This is a genomic window from Streptomyces diversicolor (genome assembly GCF_057537855.1).
The window spans coordinates 396,537-417,546 of the sequence record NZ_BAAJXA010000002.1; the positions used below are offsets into that span (position 1 = coordinate 396,537).

Below are 21,010 nucleotides of genomic sequence, written 5' to 3' on the forward strand. Positions count from 1 at the left end.
GCAAGCCGCCGACAGGGGCGGGCGGGACGAATGCGGGCCGTGCGGGCGACCGGCCGTGCGAGCGACCGGCCGCGGGCGGGCAGTGCGGGCCACCGGGCACGAGGGCAGGCAGCCGCGGCGGCGGGCCACGCAGCAGCAGGCCGTGCGGCAAACCGCCGACGGGAGCGGGCCGCACGGCAGCAGGCGGGGCGAGAACGGGCCACGGCGGCAAGCCGCCGACAGGGGCGGGCCGGACGAGAGCGAACCGCGCGGGCGACCGGCCGTGCGAGCAACCGGCCGCGGGGCGGGCAGTGCGGGCCACCGGGCGGGAGGGCAGGCAGCCGCGACGGCGGGCCAGGCAGCAGCAGGCCGTGCGGCAAACCCCTAGAGCAGCGCGCACCACGAGAGCGGGCCGCGCGGCAAAACGCCGACGGGAGCAGGCAACACGAGAACACAGGCAGCGCAGGCACCCGGCCGCGAAAGCAGGCGCCGCAGGCCACCGGCCGCGTGAGCGGGCGCCGCAGGTAACCGGCCGCGGGAGCAGGGTGCGTCGGTGCCCGGGCGCGTGGGCGGGTGGCACGCGACCGGGCGTGGGGTGGGTGGGCCGGCGGCGGGGTTATCGGTTCGGGGGTGGTCCGTCGAGGGGGCGGCCCGGGACGCCGGGGCGGCGTTGCCAGGGGCGGGGTCCGGACGGCGGCCGGTAGTCGACGCCCAGGGCGTCGAGCCGCCGGTAGTGGGCGGCCATCCGGCGCTCGAAACCGGCGAAGTCCCGCTCCGCCGGGGCGGGCAGGCGGCTCCAGGCCACTTCGGCGAAGGCGGCCAGCCTGGGGAACGCCTGGTAGTCCACGCGCGCGTGGTTCTCCATCACCTCGGTCCACAGGTTGGCCTGGGTGCCCAGCACATGGCCGGCCTGCCCCGCGTCCAACTCCGGGGGAACGGGCTCGAAACGGTAGACGTCCTCCAGGGTGCGGACGAAGCCGATCGGTACGGGTTCGTCCGGTCCTGCGGCCTGCCGGTGGTCGAGGTAGACGTGCTGTTCGGGGCACATGACGACGTCGTGACCGGCGCGCGCGGCGGCGATCCCGCCCTGGTAGCCGCGCCAGGACGCCACGGCCGCGCCCTCGGCGAGCCCGCCCTCCAGGATCTCGTCCCAGCCGATGAGCCGGCGCCCGCGCGCGGTGAGCCAGCGGTCGAAGTGCCGGATGAACCAGGACTGCAACGCGTCCTCGTCGGCCAGCCCGAGTTCCTTGATGCGGGCCTGCGCGGCCGGCGAGCGCCGCCACTGGTCCTTGGGGCATTCGTCGCCGCCGACGTGAATGAACGCCGAGAACGCCGGGTACGGCGGGGCGGCCGAGTCCGCGGGGAACTCGGTGGCGTCGGCGGGGAAGAGTTCCAGCAGTTCCTCGAACACCCCCTCGTAGAACCGCAGGGTGGTGTCAGTGGGGGCGAGTACGTTCGGAGAGATCCCCCAGGTGTCCCAGACGGAGAGGGCGGTGGTGTCGATGACGTCGGTGTTGCCGAGTTCCGGGTACGCGGCGATGGCGGCCTGCGAGTGGCCCGGCATGTCGATTTCCGGTACGACGGCGATATGCCGCTCGGCCGCGTAGGCCACGATCTCCCGGATGTCGTCCTGGGTGTAGTGGCCACCGTGTGGCTTCTCCTCCCACAGCGGTGAGGCGCGGTGACCGAATTTCGTCCGTGCCCGCCAGGCCCCGGTCTCGGTCAGCTTGGGGTACCGCTTGATCTCCACCCGCCATCCCTGGTCGTCCGTCAGATGGAAGTGGAAGACATTGAGTTTGTGCGCGGCCATCAGGTCCAGGTACCGCAGGACGCCTTCCTTGGGCGTGAAGTGCCGGGCCACGTCGAGCATGAGACCGCGCCAGCGGAACCGCGGGGCGTCCTCGACGGCGATGCCGGGCACCGTCCAGCGGCGGCCGGGGGCGAGCGGGGCGCGCCGGAAGGCGTCGGGGCCGAGCAGTTGACGCAGCGTCTGCGCGCCCCAGAACACACCGGCCGGGCCGCCGCCGTGCACGGTGACGGCGTCACCGTCGACGTGCAGTGTGTAGCCCTCCGGGCCGAGCCGGGCCGCCTCCTCGGGCCTGATCCGCAGCCGGACGGCACCGCCGCCGTCGCCGGATCCGGGTGGCAGCGCGAACCCCGTCGCGGCCCCCAGCGCACCGCGCAGCCAGCGGGCGGTGCGCTCGGTGCCGGGGCCGGCGTCGATCACCGTGCTCGCGTCGAGCACGAAGTCGGCGCCGGCGCCCGGATTCCCCGCGCTCGCGCCCGGATTCCCCGCGCTCGCGGCCGGTTTCCCCGCCGTCAGGGGCGCCGGGATCAGTTCCGTCGTCGTCGAAGTCACGTCACTCCTTAACCGCTCCGCCCAGTCCTGAGACCAGCCGTCGCTGTACGAGTACGAAGAAGATCAGCACCGGAATCGTCATCACCGTGGAGGCCGCCATGACCCCGCCCCAGTCCGGCTCGTCGGGCTTGTAGAAGACCAGCAGGGCCATCGGCAGGGTGGACTGCGAAGTGTCGCTGATGATGAAGGACTTGGCGAACAGGAAGTCGTTCCAGGCCGAGATGAAGGAAAAGACGCTGGTGGCCACCAGACCCGGGAAGACGAGCGGGAAAAGGATCTGCCACAGGAATCGCGTACGGCTCGCCCCGTCGATGTACGCGGCCTCCTCCAGGGCCTCGGGCACCGCTTTCACGAAGCCCCTCAGCATCCAGATCGCGAAGGGCAGCGAGAAGGCGATGTGCGGCAGGATCAGCGAGCCGAGCGTGTTCAGTTGGCCGAGGTCCCGCATGAGGAAGAACAAGGGGATCGTGAGGGCTTCCACAGGCACCGTCTGGGCCACCAGGAACATGATCAGCAAGGTGGTCCGGAAGCGGAAACGGAATCGGGTCACGGCGGTCGCCGCGAGAAACGCGATCAGCGCCGAGGCGATCACGACCGTGCACGCCACGACGAGGCTGTTGAGGAAGTAACGGCCGAATTCCTGCTGCCCGAAGACCCGTCGGAAAGCGTCCAGGGACGGCGTCAGGGTCCATGGCCGTGGCTCGTCCGACTCGATCTCGCCGGCCGGTTTGAAGGCGCTGAGCACCATCCAGTACAGCGGGAAGGCGACCACCGCGGCGACGAGGAGCGCCGTCGCCTCGGCCATCGCGCGGCCGGGCCGTCGCGGAAAGCCGCGCACAAGATTCACGAGACTCACAGCTCCTCCCCCTGCCGGCGCAGCGATCGCAGGTAGCCGAGGGTCACGGCGAGCAGGATCAGCAGCATCACGACGCCGATCGCCGAGCCGAGTCCGTACTGCGAGGAAGCGAACGCCTTCTGGTAGGCGTACACGTTCAGGACCAGGTTCTGGCCCGCGATGCCGCCGCCGTTGGTCATGACGTAGATCTGGGTGAACACCTTGAAGTCCCAGATGACCGACTGGATGGTGACGACCGTGAGGATCGGCCGGAGCATCGGGGCGAGCACGGACCGCCAGATCCGCCACTGCGAGGCGCCGTCGAGGGCGGCGGCCTCCAGGACCTCGGCGGGCACGGCGCGGATCCCGGCGTAGACGGTGACCATCACGAACGGGAAGGAACACCAGACGACTTCGAGGAGGACGAGGAGGAAGGCGCTGTAGCGGCCGTACGTCCACGAGTGGTCGCCCAGCCCCAGGAGCCGGTTGACCGGGCCGAAGTCCGGGTCGAACAGGAACAGCCACACGGTAGAGCCGGTCACCGCCGGTGTCGCCCACGCGCCCAGCGCGGCCAGCATCAGTGCCAGCCGGGGCACGGCCCGTACGCGTGTGAGCAGGACGGCGAGGGCGCAGCCGACGGCGAGGGTGGCGCCGACGCAGGCCGCGGCGAAGACGAGCGTGGCGAGCAGCACCTGCCAGAACTGGCCGTCGCCGAAGAGTTCCGCGTAGTTGCCGAACCCCTCGAAGGTGGTCGGTTCGCCGCCGCTGACCTGGGCCTGGGTGTAGCGGAAGAACGAGATCAGGCCCAACTGGTAGATGGGATAGACCAGCAGGCCGCCGAGGACCGCGAGGGCGGGCGCGAGATACAGCCAGGGTGTCCAGCCGCTCGCCCCACGGGCCCGCCGCGATCCCCTGCCGTACGGCCGCCGCCGGGCCGCACCCTCCCCCGCCGGCACCCGTCCCACACCCCCCGTCTCACCCACCGCCACGCCGACGGCTTCGTTCCGGGTACGGGCGCGGAAGTCGCCGTGGGACCGCACCCGTTGGCGTGCGTCACCGGCGCCCGGAGAGGCGCCACCGCTCGTAGCGCCCCCTTTCCCGAGATCCCGGCCGCCCTCGGGGGTGCGGCTGTGGACGGGGCTCATCCGGCCGAGCCGAACGCGGTGTTCATCTTGGCCGCCGCGTCCTTGGAGGCCGCCGGCACGGTCTTCTTGCCGCTGATGACCTCCTGGAACATGGTCGGCAGGACCAGGGAGGAGTCGATCTGGGACCAGGCGGGGGACGCCGGGACGAACTTGGTGCCGGCGGACAGCGTCCGCACGAAGGGCTTCACGAACGGCTGCCGCGCGGCGGCCTGGTCGCGCACGTCGGTGAACGTCGGCAGGAAGCCCATCGCGTCGAACAGCGCGGACTGCGTCTTCTTCGACGCCAGCCGCTCCATCAGGTCGACGGCCAGCGTGCGGTGCGTCGTGCTCTTCAGCACGCCGATGTTGTTGCCGCCCGCGAACGCGGGGGCGACCGATCCGGGCGTCACCCCGGGCAGCGGCACCACCGCGTACTTGCCCTTGACCTTCCCGGCCTCGACGGCCGCGTGGCTGAAGTCGCCGCCGATCACCATGCCCGCCTTGCCGGCCGCGAACGCGGTCACCGTGTCGTTGCCGGTCATGCCGGCGCACTTGGCGGCGGGACAGTTGTCGTCGGAGAACAGGGACGTGTAGGCCCTGATGCCCTTCTGCGCGGCCGCGCCGTCGATCGCGGAGGCGTACGAGCCGCCCTTGCCGGTGGCGAGTTCGCCGCCGCCCGCCCATACGAAGGGCAGCGCGCCGTACGTGTAGGCGCCGCCGACGGCCAGGCCGTACAGGTCCGGCTCGGCCGCCCGGATCGCGCGGGCCGTGGTGGCCAGTTCGGCCATCGTCTTCGGCACGTGGAGGCCCAGGTCCTCGAAGACGTCGGTGCGGTAGTACAGGGCGCGCACGCCGACGTAGAAGGGCGCGCCGTAGACCTTGTCGTCCACGGTGACCGACTGCCGGGCGGTCGGGTCGGCGTCGTCGGCCTCACTCCAGGCGCCGAACTCCCGGGTGACGTCGAGGAGTCCGCCGTCGCGGACGTAGCCGGCGGTGTCGGTGTTGCCGTACTCCATGACGTCCGGCGCGGACTTCGGATCGTTGAAGGCGGCTTTGACGCGCTGGGCGCGGGTCTCGACGGGGATGTACTCGACGTCGACCTTCACCCCCTCGTGGGCCTTCTCGAAGTCCGCCGTGACGGCGTCGACGACCTTCTCCTTCGGCTGGTTGCCGACCTCCTGGAAGAGCCACACGCGCAGGGTGCCGCTCTTGGCGTCCTCGTCGGAGGCGGAGTTGGAGGAGGACTGCGGGGCGCAGGCGGTGAGGACCAGGGCGGTCAGCAGTGCGGGGGCGAGACGTGCGGACAGCTTCATGGAGTGACCCTCCGGAAGTGCGTTGCAGCATATGCAATGACGGTTTCGCTCTGCACAACACAGGGAGGCTATGAACTACATGAACATGCCGACAAGAGGTCTGAACCAATCTGTGACCCGGCCGACGCCACTTCCCCACCGCCCGGACATGACAAAGGCCCCCGGAGCACGCCAAAGCGCACCCGGAGACCTCGCGGGGTATCAGCCGGCGGAAGGCCGGTTACTTGCCGTCGCCCTCGTCACCGCCGCTGCCCATGGACTCGTAGATCTCCTTGCACATGGGACACACGGGATACTTCTTCGGATCGCGGCCCGGCACCCACACCTTGCCGCACAGCGCCACGACGGGGGTGCCGTCCAGGGCGCTCGCCATGATCTTGTCCTTCTGGACGTAATGGGCGAAGCGCTCGTGGTCACCGTCGCCGTGGGACACCTGTGGCGTCGGCTCTACGAGGGTCCCCGTACCAGTCCCGCGCTCGGGCTCAAGAGTGCTCATACCAGCCAGGGTACTGAAGCCCGCACCCATCAGTTGAGAGACGGGTCGTCCGGATACGTGGCCACCATCGCCAGCTCGCCGCGCTGACGGCGCAGCACCTCGCGCCACAGCCGCTCCGGGGAGGGCGAGGAGACGTCACCGGGCTCGGACTCCACGACGTACCAGGCGCCCTCCACCAGCTCGTCCTCCAGTTGCCCGGGGCCCCAGCCGGCGTATCCGGCGAAGATCCGCAGCGAGCCGAGGGCCGAGGCCAGCAGTTCGGGCGGGGCCTCCAGGTCGACGAGGCCGATCGAGCCGTGCACCCGGCGCCAGCCCAGCGGGGCACGGTCGCCGGACGCTCCCCCGGGGATGACCGCGACACCGAGCGCCGAGTCCAGCGAGACCGGCCCGCCCTGGAAGACCACCCCGGGCTCGCCGGCGAAGGCGGCCCAGCCCTCCAGGATGTCGCCCACGTCCACCGGGGTCGGACGGTTGAGGACGACACCGAGGGAGCCCTCCTCGTCGTGGTCGAGAAGGAGCACCACCGCGCGGTCGAAGTTCGGGTCCGCCAGGGCGGGCGTTGCCACGAGCAACCGCCCTGTGAGCGAGGACACCTCGGTCATGCCAGACATGATCCCGCATCTTCCCGCCGAGTGGGGAGCCAACGGGGGTACGCGGGTGAATGCGGCCGGGTTTCACCGGCGGGGCGGAGCCCGGGCCTGGTGGGAGCGCGTTCCCGGACGGCGGCGCGGGGCCCCCGGTTCCGGGCGGCGCACGCCCGGCGACCGCCGCTGCCGGTGACGCCATGTGCCCGCCGGGAAACGGTTCGTGTTGTGACACAGCTATGACGTGACTGGGCGCCCCTTGGGCTTACGGGAGGGGGGCTCACGGCGATTACTCTGTCTCCTCTGGCCCTGCCCCCTCCACGGAACGCGAGTTACATGACCGTCAACGACGATGTCCTCCTTGTCCACGGCGGAACCCCGCTGGAGGGCGAGATCCGTGTCCGCGGTGCGAAGAACCTCGTGCCGAAGGCCATGGTCGCCGCCCTGCTGGGCAGTGCGCCGAGCCGGCTGCGCAACGTGCCGGACATCCGGGACGTGCGGGTCGTCCGCGGGCTGCTCCAGTTGCACGGGGTGACGGTGCGTCCGGGTGACGAACCCGGCGAGCTGGTGCTGGATCCGACGCATGTGGAGAGCGCGAACGTCGCTGACATCGATGCCCACGCGGGCTCCTCGCGCATTCCGATCCTGTTCTGCGGTCCGCTGCTGCACCGGCTGGGGCACGCGTTCATCCCGGGCCTGGGCGGCTGTGACATCGGCGGCCGGCCCATCGACTTCCACTTCGACGTGCTGCGGCAGTTCGGCGCGGTCATCGAGAAACGCGCGGACGGCCAGTACCTGGAGGCGCCCAAGGGGCTGCGCGGCACGAAGATCCGGCTGCCGTACCCGTCCGTGGGCGCGACCGAGCAGGTGCTGCTGACGGCCGTACTCGCCGAAGGCGTCACGGAGTTGTCCAACGCGGCCGTCGAACCGGAGATCGAGGACCTGATCTGCGTCCTGCAGAAGATGGGCGCGATCATCGCGATGGACACCGACCGCACCATCCGCATCACGGGTGTGGACAAGCTCGACGGCTACGCCCACCGGGCCCTTCCGGACCGGCTGGAGGCCGCGTCCTGGGCGTCGGCGGCGCTCGCGACCGAGGGCAACATCTATGTCCACGGCGCACAGCAGCGCTCGATGATGACCTTCCTGAACACCTACCGGAAGGTGGGCGGCGCCTTCGAGATCGACGACGAGGGCATCCGCTTCTGGCATCCCGGCGGCCAGCTGAAGTCGATCGCGCTGGAGACGGACGTGCACCCGGGCTTCCAGACCGACTGGCAGCAGCCGCTCGTGGTGGCGCTCACCCAGGCGACGGGCCTGTCCATCATCCACGAGACGGTCTACGAGTCCCGGCTGGGCTTCACCTCCGCACTGAACCAGATGGGCGCGCACATCCAGCTCTACCGTGAGTGCCTGGGCGGTTCCGACTGCCGGTTCGGGCAGCGCAACTTCCTGCACTCCGCGGTCGTCTCGGGCCCCACCCGGCTCCAGGGCGCCGATCTCGTCATCCCGGACCTGCGGGGCGGCTTCTCGTATCTGATCGCCGCGCTGGCCGCGCAGGGCACGTCCCGGGTGCACGGCATCGAGCTCATCAACCGCGGCTACGAGAACTTCATGGAAAAACTCGTCGACCTCGGCGCGAAGGTGGAACTCCCCGGCAAGGCCCTCGCCTGAGCGCTCCGCTGGACATGCCGCGCTGTGCCGTCGTTCGTCCACGGCACCGTCATGGCCGGCCGCTCCGCACCGCAGCGGACGTCACTGAACCTGCTTGGCCACCCGCGCCCCGAAGGAGCGCGGGAACCCACGAAAATGGGCGGCCCCCGACGAAGGAGGCCGCCCCATTTATCGACGTCCGCACCCGCAGCGGACGCGCCCCGAAGGGGCGCGGGGAACTGCGCGACCAGCCACAACCGTCCCGCAGTCACCCACGGCGCACCAGCCGAACGACGCTCCCGTGGACCACCGCTCGAAGCGGAGCGCTTACTTGCCCTTGGCCGATTCCTTGAGCTTGCTGCCCGCGGAGACCTTCACGCTGTAGCCGGCGGGGATGTTGATGGGCTCGCCGGTCTGCGGGTTGCGGGCGGTGCGAGCGGCCCGGTGGGTGCGCTCGAAGGTCAGGAAGCCGGGGATGGTGACCTTCTCGTCGCCCTTGGAGACGACGTCACCGACGACCTCGGCGAACGCGGCCAGAACGGCGTCGGCGTCCTTGCGGGTCACTTCGGCGCGGTCGGCCAGCGCGGCCACCAGCTCACTGCGATTCATGTTGTTACTCCCGTGTTCTTCTTGCTGTTGGGGCGTGCCATGCGGCGGAGCCGCAGATCAGGCACAGCGAAGCCGATGCGCTCGCGCCCAGGGACGCATCCTGCCCCCACCTGCGGCGGGAAAGCCAATCCGGCACCCGTAGGAGTCATGAGAACACCCTAGGGAGTCACCCGAAAAGCGCCTGCTCGGCCGTCACCCTAGAGGGCGCCCGGCGTCAGGAGCTTCCGCGACGCGCCGGTGCGAGGCCGCCATGTCGATCGTCACGCCTTGCACACTACGGTACGAGGCGCTACATCGCGCCCGCGGCCGCCCTGGCCGCGTCCCGCACGGCGCCGGCCACCGCGCCCGCGACCTTGTCGTTGAAGACGCTCGGCACGATGTAGTTCGGGTTCAGTTCGTCCTCGGTGACCACGTCGGCCAGCGCCTGCGCCGCGGCCAGCATCATCTCCGTGTTGACGGTGTGGGACTGGGCGTCCAGCAGGCCGCGGAAGACGCCCGGGAAGACCAGCACGTTGTTGATCTGGTTCGGGAAGTCGGAGCGGCCGGTGGCCACAACTGCTGCCGTCTGACGGGCGATTGCCGGGTCGACCTCGGGGTCAGGATTCGCGAGCGCGAACACGATCGCACCGCCCGCCATGGCCGCCACGTCGTCGCCGTCGAGCACGTTCGGGGCGGAGACGCCGATGAAGACGTCCGCGTCGCGCACGGCCTCCTTCAGGGTGCCGGTGAGGCCCTCGGGGTTGGTGTTGTCGGCGATCCAGCGCAGCGGCGAGTCGGTGGGCGCGGCCACCAGGTCCTCGCGGCCGGCGTGCACGACGCCGTGGATGTCGGCGACGACGGCGTTCTTGACGCCCGCGGCGAGCAGCAGCTTGAGGATGGCCGTGCCCGCCGCGCCGGCCCCGGACATGACGACGCGGACGTTCTCGATCGCCTTGCCCACCACGCGCAGCGCGTTGGTCAGCGCCGCGAGGACGACGATCGCGGTGCCGTGCTGGTCGTCGTGGAAGACGGGGATGTCAAGGGCCTCGCGCAGCCTGGCCTCGATCTCGAAGCAGCGGGGCGCGGAGATGTCCTCCAGGTTGATGCCGGCGAAGCCGGGGGCGATCGCCTTGACGATCTCGACGATCTGGTCGGTGTCCTGGGTGTCCAGGCACAGCGGCCAGGCGTCGATGCCGGCGAACCGCTTGAACAGGGCCGCCTTGCCCTCCATGACGGGCAGCGCGGCCTTCGGGCCGATGTTGCCGAGGCCCAGTACCGCGGAGCCGTCCGTCACAACCGCAACGGAGTTGCGTTTGATGGTGAGCCGGCGGGCGTCCTCCGGGTTCTCGGCGATCGCCATGCAGACCCGGGCCACCCCGGGCGTGTAGACCATGGACAGGTCGTCACGGTTGCGGATGGGGTGCTTGGACTGCATCTCGATCTTGCCGCCGAGGTGCATGAGGAACGTACGGTCGGAGACCTTGCCGAGCGTGACGCCCTCGATGCCGCGCAGCTTCTCCACGATCTCGTCGGCGTGCCCGGTCGAGGTGGCCGCGATGGTGACGTCGATACGAAGCTTCTCGTGGCCGGACGCGGTGACGTCGAGGCCGGTCACCGAGCCTCCGGAGGATTCCACCGCGGTGGTGAGCTGCGAGACGGCGGTTCCGCTCGCGGGCACCTCCAGCCGGATGGTCATCGAGTAGGAGACGCTGGGCGCCGTTGCCATGGCCGACTTCCTCTGCTTTCACCGTGTCGCGAAGTTGTGCCGTCCGATCGTCGCACCTACCCCCGAGTACGTGGTAGCCGCCCCGGGTTGCGGACGTTTTGTTCACGGACACGCCTCAATTTCGGAAAATAACTTTCACCATACGAGAGGTGACCGGGCAAGGAAAGAGGCCCACGTCCCGATGAGACGTGGGCCTCTCCACCGTTCATGACACCGACCCGCCATGCTCGCCTCGCGGCAAGTGGTCGCTCGTAGCGACGAAGGTTGGGCCCGGGGGCTTGGATCGAGCCGGTGTCACACCCAGGCTAACAAACGGATCCCGTACAGCCATTCCCGTCCGGAGAGTTCATCGCGCGTTCAGTCCCGCAGGAGATCCGGCATCCCGGCCGCGTCCGGCTCGTCCCGGTCCCCGGAGACGACCGTCAGCTGCTGGGTGGCGCGGGTCAGCGCGACGTACAGCACCCGCAGGCCGGCCGGGCTCTCGTCGGCGATCTCCGCCGGGCAGACCACGACCGTCGCGTCGTACTCCAGGCCCTTGGCCTCCAGGCTGCCGAGCGCCACCACCCGGTCGCCGAGCCCGGCCAGCCAGCGCGCGGCCTCCGCGCGCCGGTTCATGGCGACGACGACGCCGACCGTGCCGTCCACGAGACCGAGCAGCCGCTCGGCCTCCGCACGCACGGTCTTCTCCAGGGAGTCCCCCAGCACGGTGAAGCGCGGCTCGACCCCGGTGGAGCGCACCGCGATCGGGGACTCGGAGCCCGGCATCGCCAGGGCCAGCACCTTTGCCGCCAGGTCGGCGATCTCGGAGGGGTTGCGGTAGTTCACGGTGAGCCGGAAGCGCCGGGCGCGCGCGGAGCGGCCCGCCGCCGCCCCGCCACCGCCGGGCCGCTGGTGCGAGCCGGGCAGGCGGGCGCCCAGGGCCTCGTCGCGTGCCTCGGCCGCCTCGTCCGGGTCGGACCAGGAGGACTGGGCCGGATCCCCGACGACCGTCCAGCTGGCGTGCCGCCCGCGCCGGCCGACCATCCGCCACTGCATGGGCGTGAGGTCCTGCGCCTCGTCGACGATGACGTGCGCGTACTCGGTGCGCTCCTGCGCCAGCCGCTCGGCCCGCTCCCGCTGTGACTCCTCGCGCGCCGGCATCAGCTCCTCCAGGCCGGTGAGCTGGTCCAGCGGGTCCAGTTCGCGCTTCTTGCGGGGGCGGGCCGGGGTGCCGAGGATCGCCTGGAGCTCGTCGAGCATCGCGATGTCGTGCACGGAGTACCCGTCCCGCTTCAGGGAGCGGGCCACCTTGCGGATCTCGCCCGGGTTGAGGATGCGGCGGGCCCAGCGGCCGAGTCTGCGCTCGTCGGCCATCGCGTCCAGGACGGCCTTCGGGGTCAGCTCGGGCCACCACGCCTCAAGGAAGGCGATGAAGGCGTCCTCCCCGGTGACGTCCTCGTCGAACGAGGCGCGCAGCTCGGCGGCCAGCTCCGCGTCGGTGTGCCGGGCGGCGGCGCCGGACTGCTCGTACAGGGCGTCCAGGAGCAGCCTGCGGGCGCGCGGGCGCAGCAGGTTCACGGGGGCGGTGCCGCCGAGCGCGGTGCGGCGGATGCGGTCCAGTTCGGCGGCGCCCAGCTCCAGCCGCCGCCCGAAGGCGACGACACGGAGCCGGCCGGGCGTCCCCGAGGGTGCCTGCGGGCGGCCGTCGGTGTCGTCGTCCTCGCCGAGGGCGAGCTGTCCGGCGGACGGTGCCGCGGCGCCGGCAGGACCCGGCTCCAGCGCCCCGCGTGCCGCCTTCCGCAGCACCTTCAGCATCCGGTACGACCCCTTCGCCCGCGCCACCGACGGCGCGTCGTACAGCGTGGCCTCCGCGCCGTCGACGAGCGAGCCGATCGCCCGGATCGCGACCTGACCCTCCTCGCCGAGCGAGGGCAGCACGCCCTCGGTGTACGCCACCAGCAGCGGGGTCGGCGAGACGATCAGGATGCCGCCCGCGTAGCGGCGCCGGTCCTGGTAGAGGAGATAGGCCGCACGGTGCAGCGCGACCGCCGTCTTGCCCGTGCCGGGCCCGCCCTCCACATACGTCACCGAGCCGGCGGGGGCGCGGATGACCAGGTCCTGCTCGGCCTGGATGGAGGAGACGATGTCCCGCATGGTGTGGCCGCGGGCCTGGCCCAGCGCGGCCATCAGGGCGCCGTCACCGATCACCGGCAGCCGTCGGCCGTCCAGGAAGGCGGTCAGCTCGGGGCGCATGAGGTCGTCCTCGACGCCCAGCACCCGGCGCCCCTTGGAGCGGATGACGCGGCGGCGCACGACCCGTCCGGGGTCGACGGGGGTGGCCCGGTAGAAGGGGGCCGCCGCGGGGGCCCGCCAGTCGATGACCAGCGGCGCGTAGTCCTCGTCCAGCACACCGATGCGTCCGATGTGCAGGGTCTCTGCGATGTCGGCGGTGTTGTCGGCGCGCACCGCGCCCTCGGCGGGTTCGACGGCGGTGTAGGCGCCGTCGGGGCCCTTCTTGCCGTCCTTGCCGAGGAGCAGGTCGATCCGGCCGAACAGGAAGTCCTCGAACTCGTTGTTCAGCCGGTTGAGGTGGATGCCGGCCCGGAAGACCTGCGCGTCGCGCTCGGCGAGCGCGCCCGGCGTGCCGACCTGGCCGCGCCGGGCCGCGTCGTCCATGAGGAACTCGGCCTCGTGGATCTTCTCCTCAAGCCGCCGGTACACCCGGTCCAGGTGTTCCTGTTCGATGCCGATCTCTCGGTCCCGTACCGAATCGTGGACCGAGCCGACGGCGGATTGCTGAGCCTGAGCGGCCACCGGGCCCCCTTCTGACGTGCTGGGCAGCCGTCAACCGTACGCGAAGGGGGCCCGTGGAGGCTACGGCCCGTCCGGCGGATCCCGCCGGACGGGCTCACACGTCGACGCCCGGCGGGCTCACGCGTCGATCTGGACGAGCTTCTTGCCGCTGAAGGTCATGACCTCGAAGTGGTCGATCTCGTCCGGTTGCAGGGACGCACCGCCGCGGACGTAGAGGGGGTTCTTGGCCTCCTCGGTCTTGGCGTCCGGCAGGCCGTAGCCCCAGTTCGGCACGGACCAGGAGGTCACCGTCTCACGCTCGCCGTTCTTGCCGACGGCGATCAGCGAGCACTTCTCCGGTCCCGGGACGTTCTTCAGCTGCAGGATGGTCTCCGTGCCCCAGAGCTTCTTCTCCACCGCGACCGTCGCGGTGACGTGCGTCTTCGGGTCGGTCGCCGTGACCTTGTCCGACATGGTGGTGAACGCGGTCTGGGCGGGCGGCGCGGCCACGGTGCCGGTGCCGCCGTCCGAGCCGCCGGACGCCGCCAGCGCGGTCAGCGGACCGCCGATGATCAGCGCGGCCGCCGCGGCGACCAGGTAGAAGCTCCGCCGCCGCTTGCGGGCCCGGCGCTCGGCGACCTCGTCGACCAGCTTCTCCGCGAGCCGCGGGCTCGGCTTGGCGGACAGCGACTCCCCGATGGCGGGCGTGCCGGCCCCCGGCAGGTCCGCGAGCGCGGCCAGCATGGGCTCCATCCCGGCCAGCTCGTCTAGCTGCTGCGCGCACCATTCGCATCCCGCGAGGTGGGCTTCGAAAGCCGTCGCCTCGGCGTCGTCGAGGATGCCGAGCGCGTAGGCGCCGACCGTCTCGTGCTCGTTGGGCGCCGGAGATCCCTGCCTGGGGGTCATGGGTCCAGACATACCCGGACCACCCGTGCTGAATCCGTTGAGTCCCCCGTACCCACTCATCACGCCGTCACCCCCCGCTCCTCCAGTGCCAGCTTCATCGAACGCAGGGCGTAGAACACCCGTGAGCGGACCGTGCCGCTGGGTATGCCCAGTGTCTCGGCCGCCTCATTGACGGTACGCCCCTTGAAGTACGTCTCGACGAGCACCTCCCGGTGGGCCGGGGTCAGGTCGTCGAGCGCGTCAGACAGCGTCATCAGCCACAGCGCCTTGTCGATCTCGTCCTCCGCGGGGATGACCTCCAGCGGCGACGGATCGACCTCCTGCGGCCGGGCCTGCCGGCTGCGGTGGCCGTCGATGACGATGCGGCGCGCGACCGTCACCAGCCAGGGGCGTACCGATCCGGTCGCTCGATTGAGCTGACCGGCGTTCTTCCAGGCACGGATGAGCGTCTCCTGCACCACGTCCTCGGCGCGCTGCCGGTCCCCGGCGACCAGCCGGAGGACATAGGCGAGGAGGGGTCCCGCGTGCTCGCGATACAGCGCACGCATCAGCTCCTCGTCGGGCTCCGAGGGCTGGGACATGCGATGTCGGGCCCTCGATCCACGTTCATTGGCCACGACGGAATCCTTGCGCACGCCCACCTCCGATGTCCGGGGGTTCCCCCAGTCGGTCGCTCGACCACGGGTACGGACGCGGAGTGCGGCGTGTTCAAAGTGGGGTGACGGTTTTCCTCTGTGTGCCGCGACGAGAGGGACATGAGCGCACATTCCCACCGCGTTTTCTTTACATTTCCGACACGCCATCTGGGGAGTTGGCGCTGCCCGAGGGTTGACGCGAACAAACCCCGTGTTACGCAGATCACTTCCCCGACTGACCTGCGACTGGACCAAGTTGAGCGAACAACGAACCCGCCTGGCGCCGAGCGGAGGCCGAGCTGGGCTCGGCAGCCACACCGGAGGGGAACGGGCCCGGGGTTGAGTGCGTCAGCCACGCACCGGACGCGAACGGGGGCGGGGTTGGGACGCGACTGACACACGCCCCACGTGAAGGGGCGCGGTTGAGATACGGCAGGGGCCCGGTAAGCGCGCACCGGCCGTGGACCGGGCGAGGTTGAAGCACGCCACAGCACACACTGCACGCGAGCCGGACGAGGCCGCGGCACGGCATGCGCGTACTGGGACGCGGCACCCTGCCGGACCGGGTCGAGGTGCGGTTGACACATGCCGTACGTGGGTCGGGTGAAGTCGGCTCAGGTGGACGGGGTTGGCGCGTGGCTGGTGTGGGGGTGGGGTCAGGTGCGGGGCAGGGCTGCTCGGCGGCGGTGGCGGGCCACCCGCTCCCGGTTGCCGCAGACCTCGCTGGAACACCAGCGCCTGCGCCGCCCACGGGAGGTGTCCAGATACACGATGGGGCAGTTGTCCCCCTCGCACTCCCGGACGGCCGCCCACGCCACCGGGTCGGTGAGCAGTTCCACGGCGTCCCGCGCGAGCGCCCCGAGCAGCGCCGCGCACTCGGGCGGACCGGCCAGTTCCCGCGCGAGGGCGCCGTCACCGCGGCGCACCGCGCGCGGCGCCGGGGGCGCGGTCTGTGCGAGAGCGTTGACTCGGGCGAGCGCGAGATCGTACGGCCGCCCGTACCCCGTGACACCACCGCGCACCAACTGGCCGACATGCACGCGCAGTTCACGGAAGCCGACCAGCCAGGACGGGTCGGCGTGGGCCAGGGGGGTGCCCGGCGGTACGAGTCCGGAGCCGAGGATCCAGGCCCGCAACGGCTCCACCGCGTGCAGCCGTTCCTCGGGGTGCGCGGTCGCGAGGAGGTCAAGACAGCTCCGTCCGGCGTGGAACCGCGGCTCGTAGGGGGCCGTACCCAGTGCCATGTGCCAGTCACCGCCTAGGGCAGGGAACCGTTCCCTCTCCCACAGTGCCTGCCCGCTTCCGCGCCCGGAACCCCTCACACCACCCGAGGCCGGTAAGGACCGCCCGAAACGGGCGAGTCCCGGCGGCCCGGCACCACCCGGCGCACAGGCTCGCCGGAACACCGAGGCACCGGCCCACACCGGGCACAAGCCCCGTACGGACCGCCTGCCCACACCCAGCACCAGCCCGGCACGGACCGCCTGGCCACACCCGGAACAAACCCGTACAGACCGCCTGCCCAAGTCCGGTGCAGACCCGCTACAGGCCGCCTGCCCAGGCCCCGCAGGTGTCCGTGGCTTGCGAGCCGGGCGTATGCGGGTGCGCGTCTCGGCCATGGGCGGGGGGACGGCGGATGCGTTGACTGGGGGCATGACAGCGAACATCAGCGCGGCGCCGCGGACCGGCGCGGGGGTCGTCCTGGGCGCGGCCACGGTCGCCACGGGCCTGGTCGCCGGCGTCTTCTACATCTTCGCGTGCGCGGTGATGCCGGCCCTGCGGCGCAGCGGCGACCGCGTCTTCGTGGAGGTCATGCGGAACATCAACGAGGTGATCCAGAACCCGGTGTTCTTCCTGAGCTTCATGGGGGCGCTCGTGCTGACGGCGGTGTCGGCGTGGCAGCTGCGGCGCACCCCGGCCGCCCGCTGGGCCCGGGCGGGCCTCGCGGCCTACGCCCTCGCCTTCCTGGTCACGGTCGCCTTCAACGTGCCCCTGAACGACGCCCTGGCGGCGGCGGGCACCCCGGCCGCCCTGCGCGACCGCTTCGAGGACCCGTGGGTGGCGTGGAACGCGGTCCGCGCGCTGCTGTCGACGGCGGCGACGGCCTGCCTGACGCGTGCGCTCGTGCTGTACGGCCACGCGCACCGGAGGCCGGTCTGACCGCACGCCCCGCCCCGATGGCACGGGGCGGGCGGTCGACAGCCGTCAGCCGTCGGCGTACTTCGCGTCCGCCGCCGGGTCCAGGGCCAGCCGGTAGCCGCGTTTGACCACCGTCTGGATCAGTCGGGGCGTGCCCAGGGCCGTACGCAGCCGGGCCATCGCCGTCTCCACGGCGTGCTCGTCCCGCCCGGCGCCGGGCAGCGCCCGCAGCAGTTCGGCCCGGGCGACCACCCACCCCGGCCGCCGCGCCAGCACCCGCAGCAGCGACATCCCGGCCGGCGGCACCGGCCGGAGTTCCCCGTCCACCAGCACCGCGTGCCCCCGGATCTCCACCCGGTGCCCGGCGATCGGCAACGCCCGTGCCCGGCCCGGCAGTTCCTGGCACAGCACCTGCACGAGCGGCCCGAGCCGAAAGCGTTCCGGCTGCACGGTGGTCACCCCGCGGGCCTCCAGCGGCAGCGCGGTCACCGGCCCGACGCACACGGGCAGCACGGCATGGTGGAAGGCGTCCAGCAACTCGCCGAGCAGGCCCCGCTCCTCCGCCCGGGACAGCAGCGACGCGGCGGCGGGCGCGCTGGTGAAGGTGAGCGCGTCCAGTCCTCGGGTCAGGGCCGCGTCCAGCAACCGGTCCACCGGGCCGATGTCCTCCGGCGGCATCCACCGGTACACCGGCACCGGAAGCACCTCCGCTCCGCCGGCCCGCAGCGCCTCCACGAACCCGGGCAGCGGCTCCCCGTGCAGTTGCACGGCGACCCGTCGCCCGGCCACGCCCTCCTCCAGCAGCCGGTCGAGGACCTCGGCCATCGACTCACTGGTCGGCGACCACTCCTCGGTCAGCCCCGCGGCCCGGATCGCGCCCTTCACCTTGGGCCCGCGCGCCAGCAGTTCGACGCCGCGCAGCCGCCCGAGCAGCGGCTCGCCGAGCCCCCACCCGTCGGCGGCCTCGACCCAGCCGCGGAAGCCGATGGCGGTGGTGGCCACCACCACGTCGGGCGCCTGGTCGATGATCTCCTTGGTCGCGGCGAGCAGTTCGCCGTCGTCGGCCAGGGGCACGATGCGCAGGGCGGGCCCGTGCACGACGACGGCACCGCGCCGCTGGAGCAGCGCCCCGAGTTCGTCGGCGCGGCGCGCGGCCGTCACGCCCACGGTGAACCCCGCGAGGGGCCCGCGTTCCGGTCGCTGCTGTTCGTCGTACATGGCTCTCGTCCCGCACTCCAGTCGTCGTACAGCGGACAGCGGTGCCGATCCGGCTGGTCCAACCGATTCGGCACCCGTATACCCAACGAGCCTGTCAACGGCGCATGACGGGCTCGGTTCGGCTCGATGTCGACGGTGTTACGTCACACCTCGGCGTAGCCGAGCTGCCGTTTCGCCTCGGTGGCCGCCTCGGTCGCGGCCACGGCGGACGGCCGGCGAAGGTATACGGCCCAGGTGACCGCGAAGCAGACGGCGTAGAAGGCGAGGAAGGCGACGAACGCGCCGGTGCCGGAGCCGGAGGTGAGGAACGACTGCCGGAAGGCGAGGTTGATGCCGACCCCGCCGAGCGCGCCGACCGCCCCGATGAGCCCCATGGACGCCCCGGACAGCCGCCGCCCGTGGCGCGCGGCCTCCTCGCCGGTCAGCCCCGCGGCCAGCGCCTTGGCCTGGAAGATGCCGGGGATCATCTTGTACGTCGAGCCGTTGCCGAGCCCGGTGACCGCGAACAGGACGACGAACACGACGACGAACAGCGCCAGCGACTCCCGCAGACTGGCGACGACGAGCACGGCGGTGGCCGCCGCCATGGCCACATAGGTCCACAGGGTGATGCGGGCGCCGCCGTACCGGTCGGCGAGCCGGCCGCCCAGGGGCCGTACCAGCGAGCCGAGCAGCGGCCCGATGAAGGTGAGGTAGGCGGCCTGTAGCGGCGTACGGCCGAACTGGGTGGTCAGCACCTGCCCGAAGGCGAAGCTGTAGCCGATGAACGACCCGAACGTGCCGACGTAGAGGAAGGACATGATCCAGGTGTGCCCGTCCTTCGCGGCGTCCCGGGCGGCCCCGGTGTCGTTCTTCACGGTGGCGAGGTTGTCCATGAAGACGGCGGCGAGGACGGCCGCGACGACGATCAGCGGGATGTAGACCCCGAGCAGCACCCGCGGCCCGCCGCCGGCCCCGATGATCGCGAGGGCGACGAGCTGGATGACGGGCACGCCGACGTTTCCGCCGCCCGCGTTGAGCCCGAGCGCCCAGCCCTTGTGCCGCAGCGGGAAGAAGGCGTTGATGTTGGTCATGGAGGAGGCGAAGTTCCCGCCGCCGATGCCGGCCAGCAGGCCGATCCCCAGGAAGGTGGCGAAGGACGTGCCCGGCTCCATCACGGCGAACGCGGCGATGGTCGGGACCAGCAGCAGGCCGGCGGAGACGATCGTCCAGTTCCGCCCGCCGAACAGCGCGACGGCGAAGGTGTACGGCACCCGCACGACCGCGCCGACCAGCGTGACCACGGACGTCAGCAGGAACTTGTCGGCCGGGGTCAGGCCGTACTCCGGGCCCATGAAGAGCACCAGCACGGACCACAGGGTCCAGATCGAGAAGCCGATGTGCTCGCAGAGCACGGAGAAGTACAGGTTGCGCCGGGCGATCCGCTCGCCGGTCGTCCGCCAGAAGGTCTCGTCCTCGGGGTCCCAGTCCTGGATCCAGCGGCCTTGCCCACCGCTCGGTGCGGGGGCCGTACCAGTGGCTGTCATGACGCCTCCAGGGTGCTGCGGGGATCGGGTGTTACGGGATTCAGGGGCTGCGGGATCAGTTGCTGGGGGGATCGGTTGTTACGGGGATCGGGTGCCAGGGGGTCGGGCGGTTGGGGGGCTCGGTGGGGTGAGCGGGGGGTGCGTGGTGCCCGGCGGTGACGGGCGGCTGCCGACTCCCGAAGGCGGGCGGCTGCCGACTCCCGAAGGTAGGAAGGGCGCGTTTCCGGTCTGTGGCGCCGGGTGACCGCCCGGGAACGTTGCTCTCACCCTGCGGCCGGGCCCGCTGAGAGGTCCGCGTGGCCCGGCCGCGCCCCGGCCGCCGCCGGGCCCGAGCGGATTGGCCGCGCACGCCCACTTCCGGACGCGCGTAGAACTCGGCATCATGGCTGTGCTCCCCGCTCCGCCCGCACCGCCGTCCCATCCGACGCCCTACGGCACAGCGCGTACCGCACCCGGTCGCACGGCACCGCACGCGACGGACTCCGCCGCCCGCGAGACGCGGGCCGCGGCCTGTTCCGGCGGCTGTTCCGGCGACCACGAAGCACAGCGTTCCGAGCGGCCTCTACCGGTCGTTCGTTTGTCATGAACAGGACACGCACGCGCCTCCTTCACGGCCCGTGCCCACTCGAAAGGGAACAGACATGGCCTGCGGATCGACCTCGCTCTGGGCGGGCGAAGCGACCTGGTTCTGCTGCGGCAACGCCTGGGGCTCGTGCGGCAGCGCCGGAACCGGCGCCTGCGGCACCTGCCAGTCCGCCAAGAACATGGCGGCCTGGCCCAACCTCTCCTCGGCCTGCTGGGACATCACCCGGCCCGACCTGTGCGGCGAGAACATGCCGCGGCGCGGCTGCGGCGCCGTCGTGAACGTCCGCCACCAGTGCTCGGGCGCCACGGTGTGCGTCACGCTCGCCGACTGCGGCCCGCGCACCAAGAGCTTCTGCGGCGAGTCGACCTGCTGCAACGGCTCCTGCCGCACCAACAGAGTCCTCGACCTGACCCCGGCCGCCTTCTCCGCGATCGGCAGCCTCAGCTCGGGCATGGTGCCGGTCTACATCTACGAGTGACCGGTCGCTCCACGAGCCCCGGCCGAAGCCGGCCCGGAAATCACGTCACAACGCGGCACACAAGTCGCATCAGTCGCATCAGAAGAGCAG

General features: G+C 71.5%; 17 protein-coding genes. 3 read left to right on the forward strand and 14 right to left on the reverse strand.

Annotated elements, in window-relative coordinates; genetic code table 11:
* Positions 1-595: 595 nt before the first annotated feature.
* The 6 genes from AC27LF_RS03710 to AC27LF_RS03735 all read right to left on the reverse strand — a co-directional run bounded on the left by AC27LF_RS03710 (position 596) and on the right by AC27LF_RS03735 (position 6,708).
* On the reverse strand, positions 596-2,338 hold the full coding sequence (locus AC27LF_RS03710) for a beta-N-acetylhexosaminidase (RefSeq protein ID WP_479655870.1): 1,743 nt from the start codon (positions 2,336-2,338) through the stop codon (positions 596-598).
* A 1-nt stretch (position 2,339) separates the two neighbouring features.
* Positions 2,340-3,185: a carbohydrate ABC transporter permease gene (locus AC27LF_RS03715; RefSeq protein WP_479655869.1), complete on the reverse strand. Its 846-nt coding sequence runs from the start codon at positions 3,183-3,185 to the stop codon at positions 2,340-2,342.
* Between the two features lie 5 nt (positions 3,186-3,190).
* Positions 3,191-4,129, reverse strand: coding sequence for a carbohydrate ABC transporter permease (locus AC27LF_RS03720; RefSeq protein WP_479655868.1), 939 nt, complete (start codon positions 4,127-4,129; stop codon positions 3,191-3,193).
* Positions 4,130-4,314: 185 nt separating this feature from the next.
* Positions 4,315-5,610, reverse strand: coding sequence for an extracellular solute-binding protein (locus AC27LF_RS03725; RefSeq protein ID WP_479655867.1), 1,296 nt, complete (start codon positions 5,608-5,610; stop codon positions 4,315-4,317).
* 220 nt (positions 5,611-5,830) lie between these two features.
* Entirely contained in the window at positions 5,831-6,106 is a 276-nt protein-coding gene (locus tag AC27LF_RS03730; protein ID WP_351736304.1) for a DUF3039 domain-containing protein, read from the reverse strand.
* 29 nt (positions 6,107-6,135) lie between these two features.
* Positions 6,136-6,708, reverse strand: coding sequence for a YqgE/AlgH family protein (locus tag AC27LF_RS03735; RefSeq protein ID WP_479656170.1), 573 nt, complete (start codon positions 6,706-6,708; stop codon positions 6,136-6,138).
* Between the two features lie 318 nt (positions 6,709-7,026).
* Here AC27LF_RS03735 and murA point away from each other — a divergent pair, with 318 nt between their 5' ends.
* Positions 7,027-8,367 carry a UDP-N-acetylglucosamine 1-carboxyvinyltransferase gene (gene murA, locus AC27LF_RS03740; protein ID WP_479655866.1) on the forward strand — a complete coding sequence of 447 codons (1,341 nt, stop codon included), beginning with the start codon at positions 7,027-7,029 and terminating at the stop codon, positions 8,365-8,367.
* 306 nt (positions 8,368-8,673) lie between these two features.
* On the opposite strand, the gene AC27LF_RS03745 is transcribed toward murA, so the two are convergent.
* From AC27LF_RS03745 to AC27LF_RS03770, 6 genes are all read right to left on the reverse strand, one after another.
* Positions 8,674-8,955 carry an HU family DNA-binding protein gene (locus tag AC27LF_RS03745; protein ID WP_351736298.1) on the reverse strand — a complete coding sequence of 94 codons (282 nt, stop codon included), beginning with the start codon at positions 8,953-8,955 and terminating at the stop codon, positions 8,674-8,676.
* Positions 8,956-9,244: 289 nt separating this feature from the next.
* Positions 9,245-10,660: an NAD-dependent malic enzyme gene (locus AC27LF_RS03750; RefSeq protein ID WP_479655865.1), complete on the reverse strand. Its 1,416-nt coding sequence runs from the start codon at positions 10,658-10,660 to the stop codon at positions 9,245-9,247.
* A 357-nt stretch (positions 10,661-11,017) separates the two neighbouring features.
* Entirely contained in the window at positions 11,018-13,453 is a 2,436-nt protein-coding gene (locus AC27LF_RS03755; protein ID WP_479655864.1) for a HelD family protein, read from the reverse strand.
* Positions 13,454-13,570: 117 nt separating this feature from the next.
* Complete coding sequence (locus AC27LF_RS03760; protein WP_404029605.1) at positions 13,571-14,338, reverse strand: anti-sigma factor family protein; 768 nt, start codon at positions 14,336-14,338, stop codon at positions 13,571-13,573.
* Positions 14,339-14,397: 59 nt separating this feature from the next.
* Positions 14,398-14,919, reverse strand: a complete 522-nt coding sequence (locus AC27LF_RS03765; RefSeq protein ID WP_010039908.1) for a sigma-70 family RNA polymerase sigma factor — start codon at positions 14,917-14,919, stop codon at positions 14,398-14,400.
* A gap of 710 nt (positions 14,920-15,629) precedes the next feature.
* Entirely contained in the window at positions 15,630-16,217 is a 588-nt protein-coding gene (locus AC27LF_RS03770; protein WP_479655863.1) for a CGNR zinc finger domain-containing protein, read from the reverse strand.
* Positions 16,218-16,626: 409 nt separating this feature from the next.
* Between AC27LF_RS03770 and AC27LF_RS03775 the strand changes: the two genes are divergently transcribed.
* Positions 16,627-17,133 carry an anthrone oxygenase family protein gene (locus AC27LF_RS03775; protein ID WP_479655862.1) on the forward strand — a complete coding sequence of 169 codons (507 nt, stop codon included), beginning with the start codon at positions 16,627-16,629 and terminating at the stop codon, positions 17,131-17,133.
* A 45-nt stretch (positions 17,134-17,178) separates the two neighbouring features.
* Here AC27LF_RS03775 and AC27LF_RS03780 read toward each other — a convergent pair whose 3' ends face one another.
* On the reverse strand, positions 17,179-18,330 hold the full coding sequence (locus AC27LF_RS03780; RefSeq protein WP_479655861.1) for a uroporphyrinogen-III synthase: 1,152 nt from the start codon (positions 18,328-18,330) through the stop codon (positions 17,179-17,181).
* Positions 18,331-18,473: 143 nt separating this feature from the next.
* Complete coding sequence (locus AC27LF_RS03785) at positions 18,474-19,856, reverse strand: nitrate/nitrite transporter (RefSeq protein ID WP_479655860.1); 1,383 nt, start codon at positions 19,854-19,856, stop codon at positions 18,474-18,476.
* 641 nt (positions 19,857-20,497) lie between these two features.
* Here AC27LF_RS03785 and AC27LF_RS03790 point away from each other — a divergent pair.
* A complete protein-coding gene (locus AC27LF_RS03790) occupies positions 20,498-20,920 on the forward strand; it encodes an RlpA-like double-psi beta-barrel domain-containing protein (RefSeq protein WP_479655859.1) in 423 nt (140 codons plus the stop codon).
* The last annotated feature ends 90 nt before the right edge of the window (positions 20,921-21,010 follow it).

Coding starts and splice junctions, on each gene's coding strand:
- AC27LF_RS03790 (WP_479655859.1), top strand. CDS start 20,498: ATGGCCTGCGGATCGACCTCGCTCTGGGCGGGCGAAGCGACCTGGTTC.
- AC27LF_RS03735 (WP_479656170.1), bottom strand. CDS start 6,708: ATGACCGAGGTGTCCTCGCTCACAGGGCGGTTGCTCGTGGCAACGCCC.
- murA (WP_479655866.1), top strand. CDS start 7,027: ATGACCGTCAACGACGATGTCCTCCTTGTCCACGGCGGAACCCCGCTG.
- AC27LF_RS03780 (WP_479655861.1), bottom strand. CDS start 18,330: ATGTACGACGAACAGCAGCGACCGGAACGCGGGCCCCTCGCGGGGTTC.
- AC27LF_RS03770 (WP_479655863.1), bottom strand. CDS start 16,217: ATGGCACTGGGTACGGCCCCCTACGAGCCGCGGTTCCACGCCGGACGG.
- AC27LF_RS03765 (WP_010039908.1), bottom strand. CDS start 14,919: ATGTCCCAGCCCTCGGAGCCCGACGAGGAGCTGATGCGTGCGCTGTAT.
- AC27LF_RS03730 (WP_351736304.1), bottom strand. CDS start 6,106: ATGAGCACTCTTGAGCCCGAGCGCGGGACTGGTACGGGGACCCTCGTA.
- AC27LF_RS03760 (WP_404029605.1), bottom strand. CDS start 14,338: ATGACCCCCAGGCAGGGATCTCCGGCGCCCAACGAGCACGAGACGGTC.
- AC27LF_RS03775 (WP_479655862.1), top strand. CDS start 16,627: ATGACAGCGAACATCAGCGCGGCGCCGCGGACCGGCGCGGGGGTCGTC.
- AC27LF_RS03785 (WP_479655860.1), bottom strand. CDS start 19,856: ATGACAGCCACTGGTACGGCCCCCGCACCGAGCGGTGGGCAAGGCCGC.
- AC27LF_RS03750 (WP_479655865.1), bottom strand. CDS start 10,660: ATGGCAACGGCGCCCAGCGTCTCCTACTCGATGACCATCCGGCTGGAG.
- AC27LF_RS03745 (WP_351736298.1), bottom strand. CDS start 8,955: ATGAATCGCAGTGAGCTGGTGGCCGCGCTGGCCGACCGCGCCGAAGTG.
- AC27LF_RS03725 (WP_479655867.1), bottom strand. CDS start 5,610: ATGAAGCTGTCCGCACGTCTCGCCCCCGCACTGCTGACCGCCCTGGTC.